This window comes from Mesorhizobium sp. Root157 (assembly GCF_001427385.1).
In the GTDB taxonomy this organism is placed as follows: domain Bacteria; phylum Pseudomonadota; class Alphaproteobacteria; order Rhizobiales; family Rhizobiaceae; genus Mesorhizobium.
In genome coordinates this window covers 493,917-508,692 of the sequence record NZ_LMGJ01000012.1, presented here as the reverse complement: position 1 = coordinate 508,692, position 14,776 = coordinate 493,917, and the positions used below count along the sequence as shown (strand labels likewise).

Annotated in this window: 18 protein-coding genes; all 18 read right to left on the bottom strand. The window is 62.8% G+C overall.

Annotated features, from left to right (window positions below; translation table 11 throughout):
* Positions 1-29: 29 nt before the first annotated feature.
* Positions 30-3,926 carry a glycoside hydrolase/phage tail family protein gene (locus ASD64_RS10420; RefSeq protein WP_056104629.1) on the bottom strand — a complete coding sequence of 1,299 codons (3,897 nt, stop codon included), beginning with the start codon at positions 3,924-3,926 and terminating at the stop codon, positions 30-32.
* A 24-nt stretch (positions 3,927-3,950) separates the two neighbouring features.
* Positions 3,951-4,385, bottom strand: a complete 435-nt coding sequence (locus ASD64_RS10415; protein ID WP_056104627.1) for an NlpC/P60 family protein — start codon at positions 4,383-4,385, stop codon at positions 3,951-3,953.
* Entirely contained in the window at positions 4,382-5,272 is an 891-nt protein-coding gene (locus ASD64_RS10410) for a DUF2163 domain-containing protein (protein WP_056104624.1), read from the bottom strand. Before ASD64_RS10410 ends, ASD64_RS10415 begins: the two co-directional genes overlap by 4 nt.
* A complete protein-coding gene (locus ASD64_RS10405; RefSeq protein WP_056105049.1) occupies positions 5,269-5,907 on the bottom strand; it encodes a DUF2460 domain-containing protein in 639 nt (212 codons plus the stop codon). Before ASD64_RS10405 ends, ASD64_RS10410 begins: the two co-directional genes overlap by 4 nt.
* Positions 5,908-5,924: 17 nt before the next feature.
* Entirely contained in the window at positions 5,925-6,500 is a 576-nt protein-coding gene (locus ASD64_RS10400) for a phage tail tape measure protein (RefSeq protein WP_056104621.1), read from the bottom strand.
* On the bottom strand, positions 6,493-6,675 hold the full coding sequence (locus ASD64_RS10395; protein ID WP_056104617.1) for a phage tail assembly chaperone: 183 nt from the start codon (positions 6,673-6,675) through the stop codon (positions 6,493-6,495). Before ASD64_RS10395 ends, ASD64_RS10400 begins: the two co-directional genes overlap by 8 nt.
* A gap of 41 nt (positions 6,676-6,716) precedes the next feature.
* Positions 6,717-7,058 (bottom strand): gene transfer agent family protein, encoded by a 342-nt coding sequence (locus tag ASD64_RS10390; protein WP_056104615.1) that lies wholly within the window; start codon positions 7,056-7,058, stop codon positions 6,717-6,719.
* Positions 7,055-7,471 (bottom strand): phage major tail protein, TP901-1 family, encoded by a 417-nt coding sequence (locus tag ASD64_RS10385; protein WP_056104612.1) that lies wholly within the window; start codon positions 7,469-7,471, stop codon positions 7,055-7,057. The genes ASD64_RS10390 and ASD64_RS10385 overlap by 4 nt, the downstream gene beginning before the upstream one ends.
* A gap of 42 nt (positions 7,472-7,513) precedes the next feature.
* Positions 7,514-7,921, bottom strand: a complete 408-nt coding sequence (locus tag ASD64_RS10380) for a DUF3168 domain-containing protein (RefSeq protein WP_056104610.1) — start codon at positions 7,919-7,921, stop codon at positions 7,514-7,516.
* Positions 7,902-8,093, bottom strand: a complete 192-nt coding sequence (locus ASD64_RS10375; RefSeq protein WP_056104607.1) for a hypothetical protein — start codon at positions 8,091-8,093, stop codon at positions 7,902-7,904. Before ASD64_RS10375 ends, ASD64_RS10380 begins: the two co-directional genes overlap by 20 nt.
* Positions 8,090-8,425 carry a phage head closure protein gene (locus tag ASD64_RS10370; RefSeq protein WP_056105047.1) on the bottom strand — a complete coding sequence of 112 codons (336 nt, stop codon included), beginning with the start codon at positions 8,423-8,425 and terminating at the stop codon, positions 8,090-8,092. Before ASD64_RS10370 ends, ASD64_RS10375 begins: the two co-directional genes overlap by 4 nt.
* Positions 8,425-8,994 (bottom strand): head-tail connector protein, encoded by a 570-nt coding sequence (locus ASD64_RS10365; RefSeq protein ID WP_056104605.1) that lies wholly within the window; start codon positions 8,992-8,994, stop codon positions 8,425-8,427. The genes ASD64_RS10370 and ASD64_RS10365 overlap by 1 nt, the downstream gene beginning before the upstream one ends.
* A 90-nt stretch (positions 8,995-9,084) precedes the next feature.
* Positions 9,085-10,341, bottom strand: a complete 1,257-nt coding sequence (locus ASD64_RS10360) for a phage major capsid protein (RefSeq protein WP_056104602.1) — start codon at positions 10,339-10,341, stop codon at positions 9,085-9,087.
* The gene (locus tag ASD64_RS10355) at positions 10,338-11,033 is read right to left on the bottom strand and encodes an HK97 family phage prohead protease (protein ID WP_056104599.1); all 696 of its coding nucleotides are present in this window, start codon (positions 11,031-11,033) and stop codon (positions 10,338-10,340) included. Before ASD64_RS10355 ends, ASD64_RS10360 begins: the two co-directional genes overlap by 4 nt.
* Positions 11,023-11,367, bottom strand: a complete 345-nt coding sequence (locus tag ASD64_RS10350) for a DUF6107 family protein (RefSeq protein WP_056104595.1) — start codon at positions 11,365-11,367, stop codon at positions 11,023-11,025. The genes ASD64_RS10355 and ASD64_RS10350 overlap by 11 nt, the downstream gene beginning before the upstream one ends.
* A gap of 93 nt (positions 11,368-11,460) precedes the next feature.
* A complete protein-coding gene (locus ASD64_RS10345; RefSeq protein WP_056104592.1) occupies positions 11,461-12,657 on the bottom strand; it encodes a phage portal protein in 1,197 nt (398 codons plus the stop codon).
* Between the two features lie 157 nt (positions 12,658-12,814).
* Positions 12,815-14,095 carry a DNA-packaging protein gene (locus ASD64_RS10340; protein ID WP_056104589.1) on the bottom strand — a complete coding sequence of 427 codons (1,281 nt, stop codon included), beginning with the start codon at positions 14,093-14,095 and terminating at the stop codon, positions 12,815-12,817.
* On the bottom strand, positions 14,049-14,594 hold the full coding sequence (locus ASD64_RS10335) for a hypothetical protein (RefSeq protein WP_156460095.1): 546 nt from the start codon (positions 14,592-14,594) through the stop codon (positions 14,049-14,051). Before ASD64_RS10335 ends, ASD64_RS10340 begins: the two co-directional genes overlap by 47 nt.
* Between the last annotated feature and the right edge of the window lie 182 nt (positions 14,595-14,776).

Here is a 14,776-nt window from a genome sequence, read left to right as displayed (position 1 = left end):
TTTCCTTTCCGTGATGACAAAGTTTGCTTTCAAGTGAGCACAACGCGTGCGGAAGCCGGGATTCCCCATCCCACCACGTTGCTAGACTGCCGAACGGTGATATCGAGCGCGGGAGGAGCCACCGCGAAATCCAAAGCGAATGCGGCCGCTGGATAGAGCCATTGTTGCTGCCCGACCATTTCGGTGCGAACCACGGGGCCGCCGGGCCCTGCGATCTCCAACCGATACTCCTCACGTTCCTCGCCCAGCGGGATTTCCAACGCTTCCCAACTGTCGGCGTCGACGCGCCCGCGGCGCACCCATGACAGCAACAGATCGCCTGCCGACCATTTTGCCGTCAAATGAACCTGTGACAGCGGCAGTTGCGCACGCACGCCGCCGATTTGGCTGCTCGTCGCGAATTGGAGATCCGATACTTCCGAACCCGACGGACAGACCCGCCAATTGAGTTCCAGACCCACCTCTGCTGCGGACAGTCCGGCCGACACAACGCCATCATCGAGGATCGCGAAATCGGCTCCGACCGCTGCCCCTGCAGCCATCGCATCGTTTGTTCCCAACTGCCCCCTGAGCAGCCCAGACAATCGCCACTGTTGAGGCGCTAGCTCCTCGGCGTCCTGAAACTGAAGGACCTCCCAGGCCCCGGACACCGATTTGACCGCTGCTGCATTTGCTCCATTGAGCAGTTGCAGCGTGCTGACGCTCGAAACGTTGGCATAGAAAAGCTCAACCAGTATCGCTTGCGAACAGGAAAGCCGCCCTTCGACGCCGCTTGCCAACGGCTCCAGCAAACGACCAAGCGTCGCGGGTTTCAGGATCGCTCCCCTTGGCACGAAACCGGTCAGTTCCGGCGAAGCGAACAGGATCTGGCTGCGCCAGGGCTTTTGCCAGACGGCAACGCGGAACTGCTCGGCGGGCGATCCTTCTCCGATACCTTTGGGCAGGTCGAGGAATACCGCGTGCGGTTGCCCTGCCGATAGGGTTGCAATCGCGGCTGGCCGGATTTTCGCATCACGCCACGGACTCGGCGCCGAAAAGGAGATTTGCCGCGCCGAAATCCTTCGGACAAGCCCGTCCTCGACGCTGGTTATCAGGAAATCCGAATGGCTTCCCAATGCCGGCAGTCTGACAATCGCGCCCGGGGCTATTTCCGCGTTCGGCTGAGCAACAGCGAACCGGACGGTCTCGCGCTGATACCAGACGCGCCTCAACCAATCCTCGACTAAAGCGTTCGCCTGTCCTGTTTCAATCACACCAGGAAAAACGATCGTTCGTTGACGGCTTCCGGCAGCGCCGAGGCGCGTCGTTCTGGCAGTCGCCGTCTGATACTCCGTCATCGGGTTGGTGAAAGTCAGCAGGGCTTCGGCGGGGAATTCGTGATCTGGATTGCGCACCGTTTCAATCAGCGCGCCACCTTCCTCGCCTGCCAGTTCGCTGATCTCGATAGTCGGCGATTGTCTGGCTCCGGCCGTTCTGAAAATAAATCCGCCCGGCTTCTCGATCACAGCCAGGTCGAAAAGATCGACCAGCGGCTCAAGCGCAGCCCGCGCCGAAGACGGATCGGCTACCACATAGCCATGGACCGTTCCCTCGACGTCGTCTACCGAAGCCGCCTGCTGGCCATGATCGGCCAGAATGGCATTCACCAGCGAAGCGATATCCGGGCTGGCCAGGCGTCCGTTCAGCCAATGCCCACTCGTCCAGTTCGCCCCATCCGACCAGACGTCGATCCGTTGGGGAAAAGCCGGAAACGGGCGCGCATCCCAGGCCCAAAGATAGGCCCGATCGAGGTCGAGCATACGTCTGCCATAGACCTCGGAAAGTGGATTGCCTTCTTCATCGAAACCCGTGGCCGCAGGGCTCCAGTGCTCCATATGCGCCTCGATAAAGCGGCGTTGGGCAATATCGGATCGCCCGCCATTGGAAAAATGCGGCACCCCGCTTTCCGTCGATTTCGGGTCGGGAAACATGTTGGGCTGGTTCGGCCCCTTGTCCGCCGCTGGACAGCCCAGTTCCGTGAACCAGATCGGCTTGCTGCGCGCCACCCATGCGGTCGGGGTTGAAATTTCGACGCCGCCATTCCGGTCGAAATGCGGATTCGACCACCAACTAACAATGTCCTTGTAGCGAAACACCCACGGCTTTTCGTAGGCGCCATCGGTAATGGGGGACCGCTGCCTCGCCGCTCTTGCCTCATCACTCTCGTAGTACCAGTCGAAGCCCTCGCCTGCGCCTATCGCCGTCCCCAATCCCTTCGGATCACAAGGACCGGCAAACCCGTCTGGATTGTCGCCGGCATAGTCAGCGTCGCGCCAATCTGAAAGCGGCATGTAATTGTCGATGCCAACCGCATCGATGGCCGGATGCGCCCACAGCGGGTCAAGGTGGAAATAGACATCGCCCGATCCGTCGGCCGGATGATGGCCGAAATACTCGCTCCAATCGGCTCCGTAAGTGATGCCGGTTGCCGGGCCCAGGATTGATCGTACATCGGTCGCCAGATCGGCCAGTTGCTCGACAAAGGCAAATGCCCCGCCATCGTCGCGCACCGTTGTCAACCCGCGCAACTCGCTGCCAAGCAGGAAGGCATCGACGCCACCCGCCTTCGACGCCAGATGCGCATAATGGAGGACGAAGCGTCGATAGCCCCAGTCGGTGGATGCTCCCGAAAACGAAACCGTGTCGGCAGCATCGGCAAATTGGGAGGCAAGCGCGGCCCCGGAAAACGCTGCCACCTGGGCGCGCGCCGCCGTTGTCTTGTCGGCCGTCTCCGGCTGCAACGGCGCCGGATCGCAACTGATGCGCCCGCGCCACGGATAGCTCGACTGGTTTGCACCGCCATAAGGGTCGGGTAATTCGTTACCCTCGGCAATATCCATCATCACGAAGGGATAGAGCGTCACGCCAAGCCCGCGCGTCTTGATCTCGGCAATGGCGTCAAGCACGCTGCGATCCGATGGTGTCCCGCCATAGGCCGCGCCGCCGTCATGTTGCGAAACCACCATGGCGTCCTGCCGCGCAATTCCCGACACACACCAGTCAGCGGACAACCCGCCACCTTCGCTGGAGGTCACCGCCGGGCGAATTCGGCAGTGGCCCGCTCGCAGATCGTCGCCGAACCAGGTCACGACCAGCGCGACATGCTTGAGGTTGGGGCAAGTCATCTGCAGTTCGTCGAGAGAGGCCGCGATGTCCGTCCCGGCAAACAGCATGTTGCGGTTGACCGCCTGCTGTTCGCCCGGCCGCTTCTGCCGCGTCACCAGCTTCGGCGACAGGCCGTATTCCGTTGCCCCCGGCAAAAGAGCGACTGCCTTCACCGCCGTGTGCAGCTTGCCCACCGGGCGGATCACCTCGAACTGCAATTGCGGGATGCGGTTGCCGAAACCGCCAATATCCAGCCTGTCGACCACGACATAGGCGACGCCGCGATAAGCCGGCGTGTTGCCTAGACCTTGCTTGGCCTCGAGCAGCGGATCGGGCGGTTGATCCTCGCCGCCGCGATAGATCCTGAGTTCTACCGTCTCGCGGTCGATCTCTCTTCCATCGGCCCATACACGCCGGATACCGGCAATCTCACCCTCGCACAGCAGAAAGGCCGCATTGGCGTAATAGGAGAATTCGGTGACCTTCGGCCCCAGCTTGCCTTGCCGGCTCGTCGAGCGGCTTTCCTCGAAACGCGTTGCCCAGATCAGCGTGCCGCCCAGCCGAGCGGTCCCGTAGAGGCGCGGGATCGCAGCCCCCTCCTCCGCGCTGAACGGCCGCGCATTGGCCAGTCGCGGCCCCTCGATGCGTTGCGTGCCGTTGATCAGCGCGCGATCGAGCGCATAGCCGGCCAACGCACCGACAGCGGAACCGACGGCACCGCCGACCGAGCCCAGAAAGCCGCCAAGATAGGCGCCTGCCGCCTGCAGCAAGATTGTCGCCATGAAATGCTCCGGCGTGAATGAAAACTAGTTTTCAGGAAAGGCGAAGACGCCCGCGATGCGCTGGCGCCATTGCGGCACCAGCGCCGATTTCACCACCAATCCGCCGCCCTGATAGGCGTGGACGAAGTGGTCCGGACTCACCGCTATGCCGGCATGTTTGGCCGGCAGATGCTGTCTCCAGCGAAAGATCAAAAGATCGCCGGCGGCAAATTCATTCGCGTCCCTGGTTCGGAAATTGCGTCGCGCGCCCAAAAGCAGCCGCTCTTCCCCGCTGGATTCGGCCCAGTCGGGCGCGTAAGCGGCAGGCGTTTCGAGGTCACGGCCATAAAGGGAACGCCACACACCGCGGATCAGGCCCAGGCAATCGCAGCCGACACCCTTGCTTGCCGCCTGATGTCTGTAAGGTGTTCCCACCCATGACAGAGCCTCGGCGACGGTCTGGTTCGCCATCGGACTCATGGCACCACCGGCCCGCCGTCGAAATTGCCGCCATCCGAGACATAGGAGTAAGCAGCGTCGTTTCCCGGAAGATGCGGAAAGCCACGAAAATTCAACGCATTGGCAAACTTGGCCTTGCACGTCGCGAAGCTGTGGTCGCAGCCGGCCACAACCGTGAACGTGTCACCGGGTTGAGTGGCCGGCCCGACGGCTGGCTGAAGGATGAGCAGCGTCGACCCACCATCCTGCCGGTGATCGACAATGCGCTCCGTTCGCCCGATGTTCGCTCCGCTCGTCCAGGTCAGCACCCCAAATGAGAACCACGCCACCTGGAAACCGGCGAGGCCGGACACGCGAACAGTATCGGGCCCATCCATCCCTTCCACGATGCCGGCGCCATTGAAAGCCGGCTGGTCGAGCGAGACCCCACAGCGCGTATCGCCAAGTTCGGCATCACATTTCCTGGTCACGTAACGCCCATTCGGCTGATCCAGCCTGTGCATGGAGCTCTCGAGTTCCGCGACGAAACTTCCGTCGCGGCGCGTGATCTTGCCGATGGTCGCGACCCTGATAACGGCAAAATCCTGCGGATTCCGCCAATTGACCAGATAGGTCTCCACCTTGGCCTCGTCATAGAGGCCGGCGGCGATGTCCTCATCGGTGATCCGCCCCGACGACAGCGCGCCCTCCACATCGACCGTATCGACGGAAAGACCGAGCGACTGCCGCGCCTCGCTGGCACTGAGGCCGGTCTCCGGCTCGAACGAACTGCCGTCCACAACCAGTACCCGGTCATGGTCCGTGAACCCCGCCGTCGTGCCATCCTTCCTGGTCAGCCGCCAGCAATGGCAGACAGTCGTGACGTCGCGTCCAAAATGGTCGATCAGCGCTTGTGGGTAGCCGCTCACAATTGCACCTCGACAAGAGCAATCGACGGGATCTGACCGGCCTTGAAGGCCTTGAGGCTGATGGCGATCCGTTCCGTATCGAAGCGCACCGGAACGTCGAATTCATAGCCCGCCTTAACCGACTGACCGATGCCCGGTTTCGCATTCTCGGCAAAAACGACCTCGCCGCTTGCTTCATCGAACGAAAAATCGGGAGAAAACAGTTCGATCCCTTCCACTGCCACACGAAGCGTGCCGGCAACCGGCCTGATGATCGAGCGCCGATAGGCATCGCTGCCATCGCCATATGCCTTCACCAGGGCAAAACGAACGGCTTTGCCGTCACCCGTTCCAAGCGGCTGGTCCGTCGCGGAAGGCGACTGACCGGGCGAGCAGGACTTCATGTCGAACGGGTCGCGGAAACGAAACGCATGAAGCGAACCGCGCCGCGCCTCGAAGAAGGCGATCACCTCCTGCAGATCGTCGAGCGAGCGCAATCCCGTGCCGGCATCGTAGTGGCGGCGCGAATGCGCAAAACGCGCATTACGCTTTTCCCGTCCCGACGACAGCGAAATGATCTCGTTGCGCCGCTCCGGCCCGCCCGTTGCACCGAACGATACCGCGAGCGGAAAAAGAACGTCATGGAAACTTGCCAGATCCGACACCGTTCACCTCAAAATGTTCGCGTTCCGCGCGACACCGCCCGTGCCAGCATGCCGGTGATCTGCGCCTCTGATTTGCGGAAGGAGGCCGCGTCCTGCGCCGCGACATTGAACACGACGTTGACCGGCGTGCTGCCAGTCGAAGCAGCAACACCGAGGCTGCCGTCAGAGCCGCGCCGCAGCGGCAAAATGGCTTCGCTGCCCGCTTCTCCCATCACACCAAGCTGGCCGCCCATCGGAAAATAGGTCGGCGTCGAAACCACGCCTCCGGCGGCAAACGGAACGATGCCGCCCGTCACTCCGCCCTTGGCGAAAGGCAATGCACCGGCAAGCCCGCCAAACAAATTGGCAAACAATGAACCGGCCAGGTTCGTCAGCGGCTTCAACCCTTGCGACAGCTCCATTCCGGCCAGGTTGAGGCCTAGCCTGCGCAGTACGTCGTCAAGCTCCTTGCCATTGACGACCGCTCCTTTCAGTGCACCCGACAGTTGGTTGCCGAAACTGCCCGACAGCTTCTCGAGGTTCGCCAGTGCGGCCTGGAAGGGCGCGGTATCCGCCCGTACGGCCACGGTCACGTCTTCAGCCAAAACCGATCTCCTTGTTCACATCATCCGGGAAGGCCCTCATCAAGCCCGCAAGATCGGCTCGCGCCGGTGCAGCCATGCGTCGTGAAAAGGGACGAGCGGCACGCTCGAACTCGATCGGCGTCATCATCCAGAATGCCTTTGGTGAAAGCCGCAGCAGGCCGAAGCCGATCGCCATGACGTCGTCCCAGGGAAACGCCGTCCCGCCTGCTGCGGCAGCTAGGGGTTTGCAGGCGTATCCCTTGCAGGTGCCGCACCGAACGTCGCCGTCAAAAGGTCAGCGACGATGGCTGCGAAGCCGGCAGCGCCATCCGCCGATTGCATCGCGCCGACTGCATCATCGGTCACCTCTTCGCCTGCTCCGCGCAGGCCGGCGCCGATAATGCGTATCATGTCCAGTGCCGAAAGCCGGCCGCTCGCGAACCGTTCCACAAGCGCACCGAGATCGTCGGCGGCATAGACTGCCTCGAGTTCAGCCAATGCGCCAAGCGTCAGGCATAGCCTGATCTGCTTGCCGTCAAGCTCTGCCGAGATTTCGCCGCGCCGTCGGTTGGCATTCATGGCGCCACCGTAAAGGCGATCGGCCCAGCAGATTCCAACGCCATTTCGAACGTCACTTCGCCATCGTGTGCGCCGGTATATTCCAGCGACGTGATCTGGAACGGACCCGAGACGACGCCGAAATCCGGCACCGCCAATTGCCAGTTGCCAATCTCGCCGGCGAAGAAGCGTGCGCGTATCAAGGCATCCGATTGCGCATCCTTGAAGATGCCCGAGCCGCTGACTGCGGCACGCTGCACGCCGCTTCCTGCCAGTAATTCGCGCCACCGCCCGGCTGAATCCGCGTCGGTAACATCGACCGTCTCGCTGTTGAAGGCGATGCGCTTGCTGCGCAAGCCGGCCACGGTGACAAACGCTCCCTGGCCATCGGAATCGATCTTGAGAAGAAGGTCCTTGCCCTTCTGTGCGACCATGTCGGTCTCCCTATGGTGATTGAAATGATCTGGGCGCGCCGGTCAGATATCTTCGATCACGGCCCGGAAGCGCAGCAGGCCGTGGTAAACGGCCTGCTCGTCATCGAAGCGTACTTCCGCGAACTCGAACCTGAAATTGACGAGATGGTGCTGGTTGAGTTCAAGCGGCGCTTGATCGAGCTTGGCGCGCATCGTCGCCATGATGTCGAAAGCCTCTTTCTTGCCCTTGGCCTTCGACCAGATATGGAGCGTGCAAAGCTGTTCGGTCCCACTCTCGGTTCCCGTGCTCCAGTCGAATATGCTGGTCCGGCCGAAGGTCACGTAGGGAAAGGCCACCTTGTCCGGAGTTCGGTCGAACACCTTCTGCCCGCCCAGCAGGGCAAAGAGGGCCGGATCGCCGTTCAGCTCCGAAAACAGCGCCTTCTGCAGGTCAGCTTCCGCCGAGTTCATCGCCCGCACCTCCCGCCTGCCTGCTCGTGGCTTCCGGATGAGACGGCAAATCCCTGGCAACGGGACTTCCGCCGCCGACGTAGCCTTCTTCCACGCCCTCTGCGAGATCGTGTGCTTTCCAGCGCAGGGCGCGAACCAGCCCGTCAAGCGTCATCGCCATGGTCACATTCATGCGCCGATCTCCCTGGTCTTGCAGACGAGATAGCGCCCGCTCTCGTCGGGGTCATGAACCGTCAAAATATCGAACAGCCGCTCTTGCCGCCTGAAGCGCATGCCGCTTGCGACGCCATCCCGGTATCGAAGAGTGATCTGGTGCGTCACCGTCTCGCGCGTCTGATCCGCACCGAATACGCTTGTTGCCGACAGCGGTTCGATCCTTGCGAAGACCGTTGCCAACTCCGACCAGTTTTCGGAAAAACCGCCGAGGTCGTCAGGCACGTGTCCTGCCGCTTCCAGCGCGAACTCCGTCCGCAACGCGCCGGGATTGAGGAACAAGGCCTGCATCATAGCCTCCGCATAAGGTAGCCGGCGATCAGCCGCTCATAGTCTGTCGGATAACCGACCGGCTGGTCGTTCGGCCCGAAACTGGTTCGGAATTCGTACCAATGCGCGGCCAGAAGCATGATGGCGCGACGCAGCAGATCCGGAACGTCCGTTCCAGCCTCGCCAAAGCCGGCCGAAAAGTCGATCTCGATGCCGTTCATGGCGCGCAGCGCCTTGGGCGGCCCGTTGAAATGAACCCGCGCCGGCCGCGATATCGTGTCGGCTTGATAGGTCGCCGGGTCGACCAGCGAAGCCTCGCCCTCGGTGCCGTATGCCGTCACCGAAATGATCGACCGCACAGGGTGGATCGCGACGGCTACAGAGCCGTTGGCCGGCCAGGCGTCCAGCACCAGCCGCCAGTTCTGGTCGATCAGCGCCAGGCCAGTCGCTCGCTCGACTTCCTCGCGAGCGGCACGGATCAGGCCGTTGAGAAGGTCGTCCTCCGATGCATGGTCGAGGCGCAGATGCGCCTTCACCTCGGCCAGAGTCACGGGTTCGACCGTCGGCGCGACGGTTCGTATCAGCGTCATTCGATTGCCTTGTGAAGGGAGGAAAACAGTTGCGGCTCCGGTGGGAGGAACCGGAGCCGCTTCGGCACTTCTAAAAATGGGTTACCCCGCTCAGGCGGTGCCGAATTTGAGCAGCTTGATCGCGTCGAAATCCTGGACGCCGCCGCCCACGCGCTTGGTGGTGTAGAACAGCACGTAGGGCTTGGCGGAATAGGGATCGCGCAGCACCCGCACACCCGTCCGGTCGACGACCAGGTAGCCGCGACCGAAATCACCGAATGCCAGCGGCGTCGCGTCGTTGGCGATGTCGGGCATGTCCTCGGCCTCCACCAGCGGGAAGCCCATCAGCATCGCCTTTTGGCCAGCTGCTGCCGGCGGCTGCCACAGATAGTTGCCGTCGGCATCCTTCAGCTTGCGGATTGCTGCCTGGGTCTTGCGGTTCATCACCCAGTTGGCGTTTTGCCGATAGCCCGCCTTCAGCGCATAGATTGTGTCGATCAGCACGTCGGAGGCATCCTGCGTCGGCAGCGCACCCGCAACGCCGGTCAGCGTGTAGCCGAGCTTGCCCCATTCCCAGGTGCTTTCGGCAACCTTGGCGTAGTTGAGGAAGCCCTTCGGCTTGCTGCTCCCGTCGCCGGACACGAAGGCCGCACCCTCCTGCTCGGCAAATGCCGTCTCGACTTCGCTCGAAATCCACTGATCGAGATCAACCACGGCATCCTCCAGCAACGAGGCCGTCGCCGCCGGCATGGCGTAAAGTTCCATGGTCGGGAATTGCAGTTCGGCCAGCGTATTGGCATTGGTCTGCGGCCGTGCCGCCGTCTCCGCCACCCAGCCGACCGCCGGTCCGCTCACCGAAAACGGCTTCTTCAGCACCGCCGCCGAAACCTGCCTGACCGAAGCGATCGCGCGGATAGGCGACAGCGTGGAGAGCCGCTTGCCGATTTCCGTTTCCGTCTCGGGCGGCACCAGATAGCCGCCGTCCTGGCCGGAGCCGTAGGACATAGCCTTGGCGTCGAGCGAGCGCAGCAGGCGGTCGTCGCCCTGGCGCATATAGGCTTCAAAGGCGCTCTTATGTTCGGAAGGCGCCGGCTGACCGTCGCGGCCCAGAACCGGCCGCATCTTCTTCAGCGAAAGATTGTCGATGGCGCGCTTCTGCTCGTCAAGCGAACGCGAAATGCGGTCCACCTTCTCGGTGGTCAGCGTGTCCGCGCCCATGCGCCCTTCCAGTTCCGCCAGTTTCTCGTCGTTGCTCTCCTTGAAGGCCTCGAACGTGTTCATGAAGTCGCCAAAGGCGTCCTTCAGGTCGAGATAGTCGCCCCCTGCCGACTTCGTTTCGATCGGCCGCGGCTTTTCAAATGCATTCATATGGACTTTCCTCTTCTGTTGATGATGCGTGTGGCCGCGCGGATGCGTTCCGCGAGATCCTGTGGCGCTCCTGATGCGGCATCCCGCTTGGGCGTGAGACTGGCAAAGCCTCTGGTGATGACGGCGCGCGCCTCGCTCCTCGAAAGCCCCGCATCGCGCCGCAGCCATATTTCGAACTCCTTCACGCTCGGCAGCGACCTCGTTCGCCCTCCCTTGACCGTTTCGATCCTGGCGCCCGGCAACATCGGGAACGTCACGACCGAGATTTCCCAAAGATCCGCCTCCAGGATCTGCCGCACGCCGCTCACCGGCTCGCGCCTTGTCCTGACGGCCTTGAAGCCGATAGAAAGTCCGTCCAGCGCGCCGGCGCGCATCAGGCTCAGCACTTCGCGAGCCCGCGACACGTCCCTTGCAAGCCGCCCGCGCACGAACAGGCCGCGCTGGTCTTCCTTGATCTCGGTCCACACGCCGATCGGCTCGCTCGGGTCGTGCTGGAACAGCATGCGGATGCCGGATGCCTTGCGCATGCGCAGAGAATTGGCGAAGGCCCCGCGTTCGACCACGTCCTTGCCCAGATCGACCCGGCCGAACAGGCTGGCATAGCCAGCAAAGCTGCCATCCTGTTCGACCTCGTCCAGCACGAGATCGACGAACTTGCGCTCGCGCGTTCTCGCCAACGGGTCAGCGCTCATCGGTGTTCTCCTGTTCAGGTTCGTGGGATTTGCGCAGCGGCCAGCTATGCTCGAAAGCTCGCATGATGAAGCCGAGCGCCCACCAAGCGCACAGGCTGGCGGCGGCCGAGCCCATCATCATCAGTTCGGCCGAACCGATCGCATTGGCGATGCCGAGTTCCGTCGCCACCTTCAGCCCGGCGGTTCCGCCGAACACGAGGCCGCAGACAACGCCGACTGCAAATCGCGTCGCCGCCTCGCGGCGCCCATGCGGCAAGATGTAGGCCAACGATATTGCGGAACCTGCAATAGCGCCGGCACCCTTGGCCACCCAAAGCCAGGTGTCATCGGTCATGTTCGTCCGCTCCAGCGAGAGTGAGGGGAGTAGCGAGTGGCAGGACGAAAGCAGAGGACGCGGAACGTCGAAAAGAACTCAGCCCGAAATGTCCTATTCGCCATTCCCTACCCTGCCCGTCGGCTGGTAACCCACCGCCTCGCGCTTCTCGTCTTCCGTAAGGAAGGAAGCAGCCTCGACGCGCGCCCACAGCGCGTCACGATCGCCGCTCAGGCCATCGATCCGGTCGGCATCGAACCACAACCGCAGCCCTGCGCCGAAGGCCGGCCCGAGCCAGGCCGACAAATCCTTCGCGGTACGCACCACCAGTGGCAGCACCGTCAGGCGGTAGAAGGCGCGGTTCGCTTCCTGATAGTTGGCATAGGTATTGTCGCCAGGAATTCCGAGCAGCATCGGCGGCACGCCGAAGGCCAGAGCGATATCGCGGCTTGCCGAGTGCTTGGCCTCGACGAAGTCCATATCCTTGGGCGTCAGGCCCATCGCCTTCCAGTCGAGTCCGCCTTCCAGCAGCAATGGCCTGCCGGCGCGCGTCGCGCCCGAATAACCCTGTTCCAGTTCGGCCTTCAGCCGGTCGAATTGCTCATCGGTCAGGTTGCCGCCCTCTTTCGGCGCATAGACCAGCGCTCCCGACGGCCGCGCCGAATTGTCGAGCAGCGCCTTGTTCCAGCGCCCGGCCGCGTTGTGCGTATCGAGCGCCATCAACGCCGCCTCCAGTGGCGGAAATCCGTAGTGGTCCTCCAGCGGATGAAACAGCGTCAGGTGTATCGCCCCGCCCGGTTCGCCCAGCCCTAGGGCCACGCGGCGGCGCGCCGTGCCTTCGCGATGATCGAGCGCCACCGGCCAGCCGCCGGCGTCGGTCACCACCGAAACCCGATCGGGGCGCAAAAGATGCAATTCGCGCACCCCCTCGCCCACATCGATCAGTTCGACATAGGCGTTGCCCGCCAGGAGCAGATGCCCATACAGCGCTTCCAGAAAGGTCGCGCCGGCCTGCCGCTGGTTGGGACGCTCCAGCAGTGCCAGCAACGGATGCTCGACCAGTTCCGCCGCCCCTTCGTAGAGCAACCAGGGAACGGTGGAAGCCGCCTCCGAAACCAGCCTCACCGCCCGATGGACGATCGGATTGCGCATGAAGCCTTCGCGGGCCAGCGTCGCATAGTCGCGCCGCGTCCAGTGAGCTTCGCCCTGCTGATGAAAAGCGATGAAGCCGCTCGGGCTGCCATTCTTGATTTCCACGCGAGCGCCGACGTTCCCCGCGGCAGCGCGAGGCCAGGGCCATTTCCAAGCCATTGCAAATCCTATGTTTGAACCAGATTCAAAATTCGGCAGGGCGCGGCGAAAATGACTATGTCGAGAGCCGGAGCGGAGCGCACGTTCAGGTACGTGAGTACCGAAAGCGCGGACATCGCCATTTGCAGACCGCCATGGCGGTTTCTCAGCCTGGCTCTCAAAGAAAGTCGCGGATGCGCGGTGTCGTCGCTCTCCCCGACATCAATTCGCTGATCGCCCAAACCAATGCGTCCATCCGGTCGGGTGAGCGGCCATTGGACAGCCCGTTCGGTCCGAAATCGCACATCTCGTCCTCAAGCTCGGCAAAGCGTTCCACATGGCGAACCTTGCCCTGCTGGTAGAGCGCCGCAATCGGCTCCGCCCGCAGCCACTTGCCCCGATGCGCCCGCACGGCCTTGACCGGAATTTCTGCATCCACGGTGCGGATCACCGATGTTGCCATCTCGCCGCCCTGATTGACCTCGACCACAAGGCAATCGGCCTGCAGCTTATGGAACAGGGTCACCGCCCTTGCCGCCCATTCCTGCGGTTTTGCTGCGCTGACTGTCGCGTCGGCAAGCACCACCGCGCAGCCGTTCTCATCCAGCCCGGCTGCGACGATCCCGCAGGCATCTGAGGTCTTGCGCGAACTTGCCGGAGGATCCACCGCGACGACGATCCGGCGCAATTCGGCGGTGCCGCCAATGGCCGCTCGTTCGATCATCTGACGCGACCACAAGGCGTCGTCGCGATCCTCGATCAGTTCGCCGTCGAGTTCCTGTCTTCCAAGCCGCGTACCGCCATAACGGCCCCGCACCGCCTCCAGGAAGCCGGAAGCGAGGTTTGCCGCATTGTCCTCGGTCCTCAGCCGCGTCACCGCCACTGCCGGATCAAGCAGCAAGCGTTTGAGCAGCGGCAAGGGCCTTGGCGTGGTCGTGATCAATTGGCGTGGCTGCGTTCCCAGCCGCAAGCCGAATTGCAGCATGTCCCAGCAAGCCTGAAGGTTCTTCCATTTGGCGAATTCATCCAGCCAGGCCGCCTCGAATTGCGGTCCGCGCAGGCTTTCCGGATCCTCGGAAGAGAAAAACTGAGCGACCGCGCCATTGTCCCAGACCAGCCGGCGCCGGGTCGCCTCGAAGCGCGGGCGACTGCCGCGTGCAATCGTTCTGATCCCCGAAGGGCCGTCGATCATCACCTCGCGCACATCGGCAAAGGTTTCACCGATCAATGCGATGGAGCGGTATTTCCAGTCGGCAAAGGGGCGCAAACCCCGGGCCAGGCCATTCACCCATTCGGCACCAAGCCGCGTCTTTCCCGCGCCACGCCCGCCGACGACCAGCCACGTGCCTGCCGTGCGATGGCAGCGATATTGCGCCGGCCGCGCATGGCCGACCCACTCGGCCAGCAGCCGCTCAGTCCATTCCGTCCCGATGTTGTCCGCTGACCAACCGTTCTGCATGGGCCTCAGCCAGCTCGACGATCCGGTCATCGAGCTTCTCAAGTCTTGCTGCGAGTTCTGCATCGTCCGTGGTCCCATTCTCGGTCGTCCGCTCCTTCGCCAAGGTCTCGGATCGTTCGGCCGTGCGGACCATCGACCACAGGGCGTCGATCTGCGCCTTGTTAAGTTGCCCGCCATTGGTTTCCACTTCCGTGACCATCTCTGCCAGCCGGCGCGTGACGAAATCGCCCAACTGCACGGCATGGCCCTGCCCGTCCTGCGGCAGATCGTTCACCGGCCGGGTGGCCGTGGTTACCGCCACCGGGGCGTGTGCGCCCCAGTTCTCGCGTACGATACGGCTTTGAAAGCCCTGCTTTTTCCAGTTCTCGAGTGAAGCCTTTTCGCGAATCGTGGCGGGATGGAGATCCGTCGCAACCGCCAGAAGGGGGAAAGTTGGCGGCTCGCCTTCGCGCAGCGCGCGAATGGCTGCCCAGCGTTCGACGCTGACCGGCTGAACCATGCTTGAAACCTCCGAATGAACGAAAACGCCCGCGCGTACCGACACCATTCTCGACCATCAGGAAGAGAGGTGGAGGCGAAGCGAGCCAACAATGCGTTGAAGGGGAAGCCGGAGGATCACACTTTTCCGACGATAGCGAAACACTACCAGACCACCGTAACGGTGTCAAGAATTAATTCCTA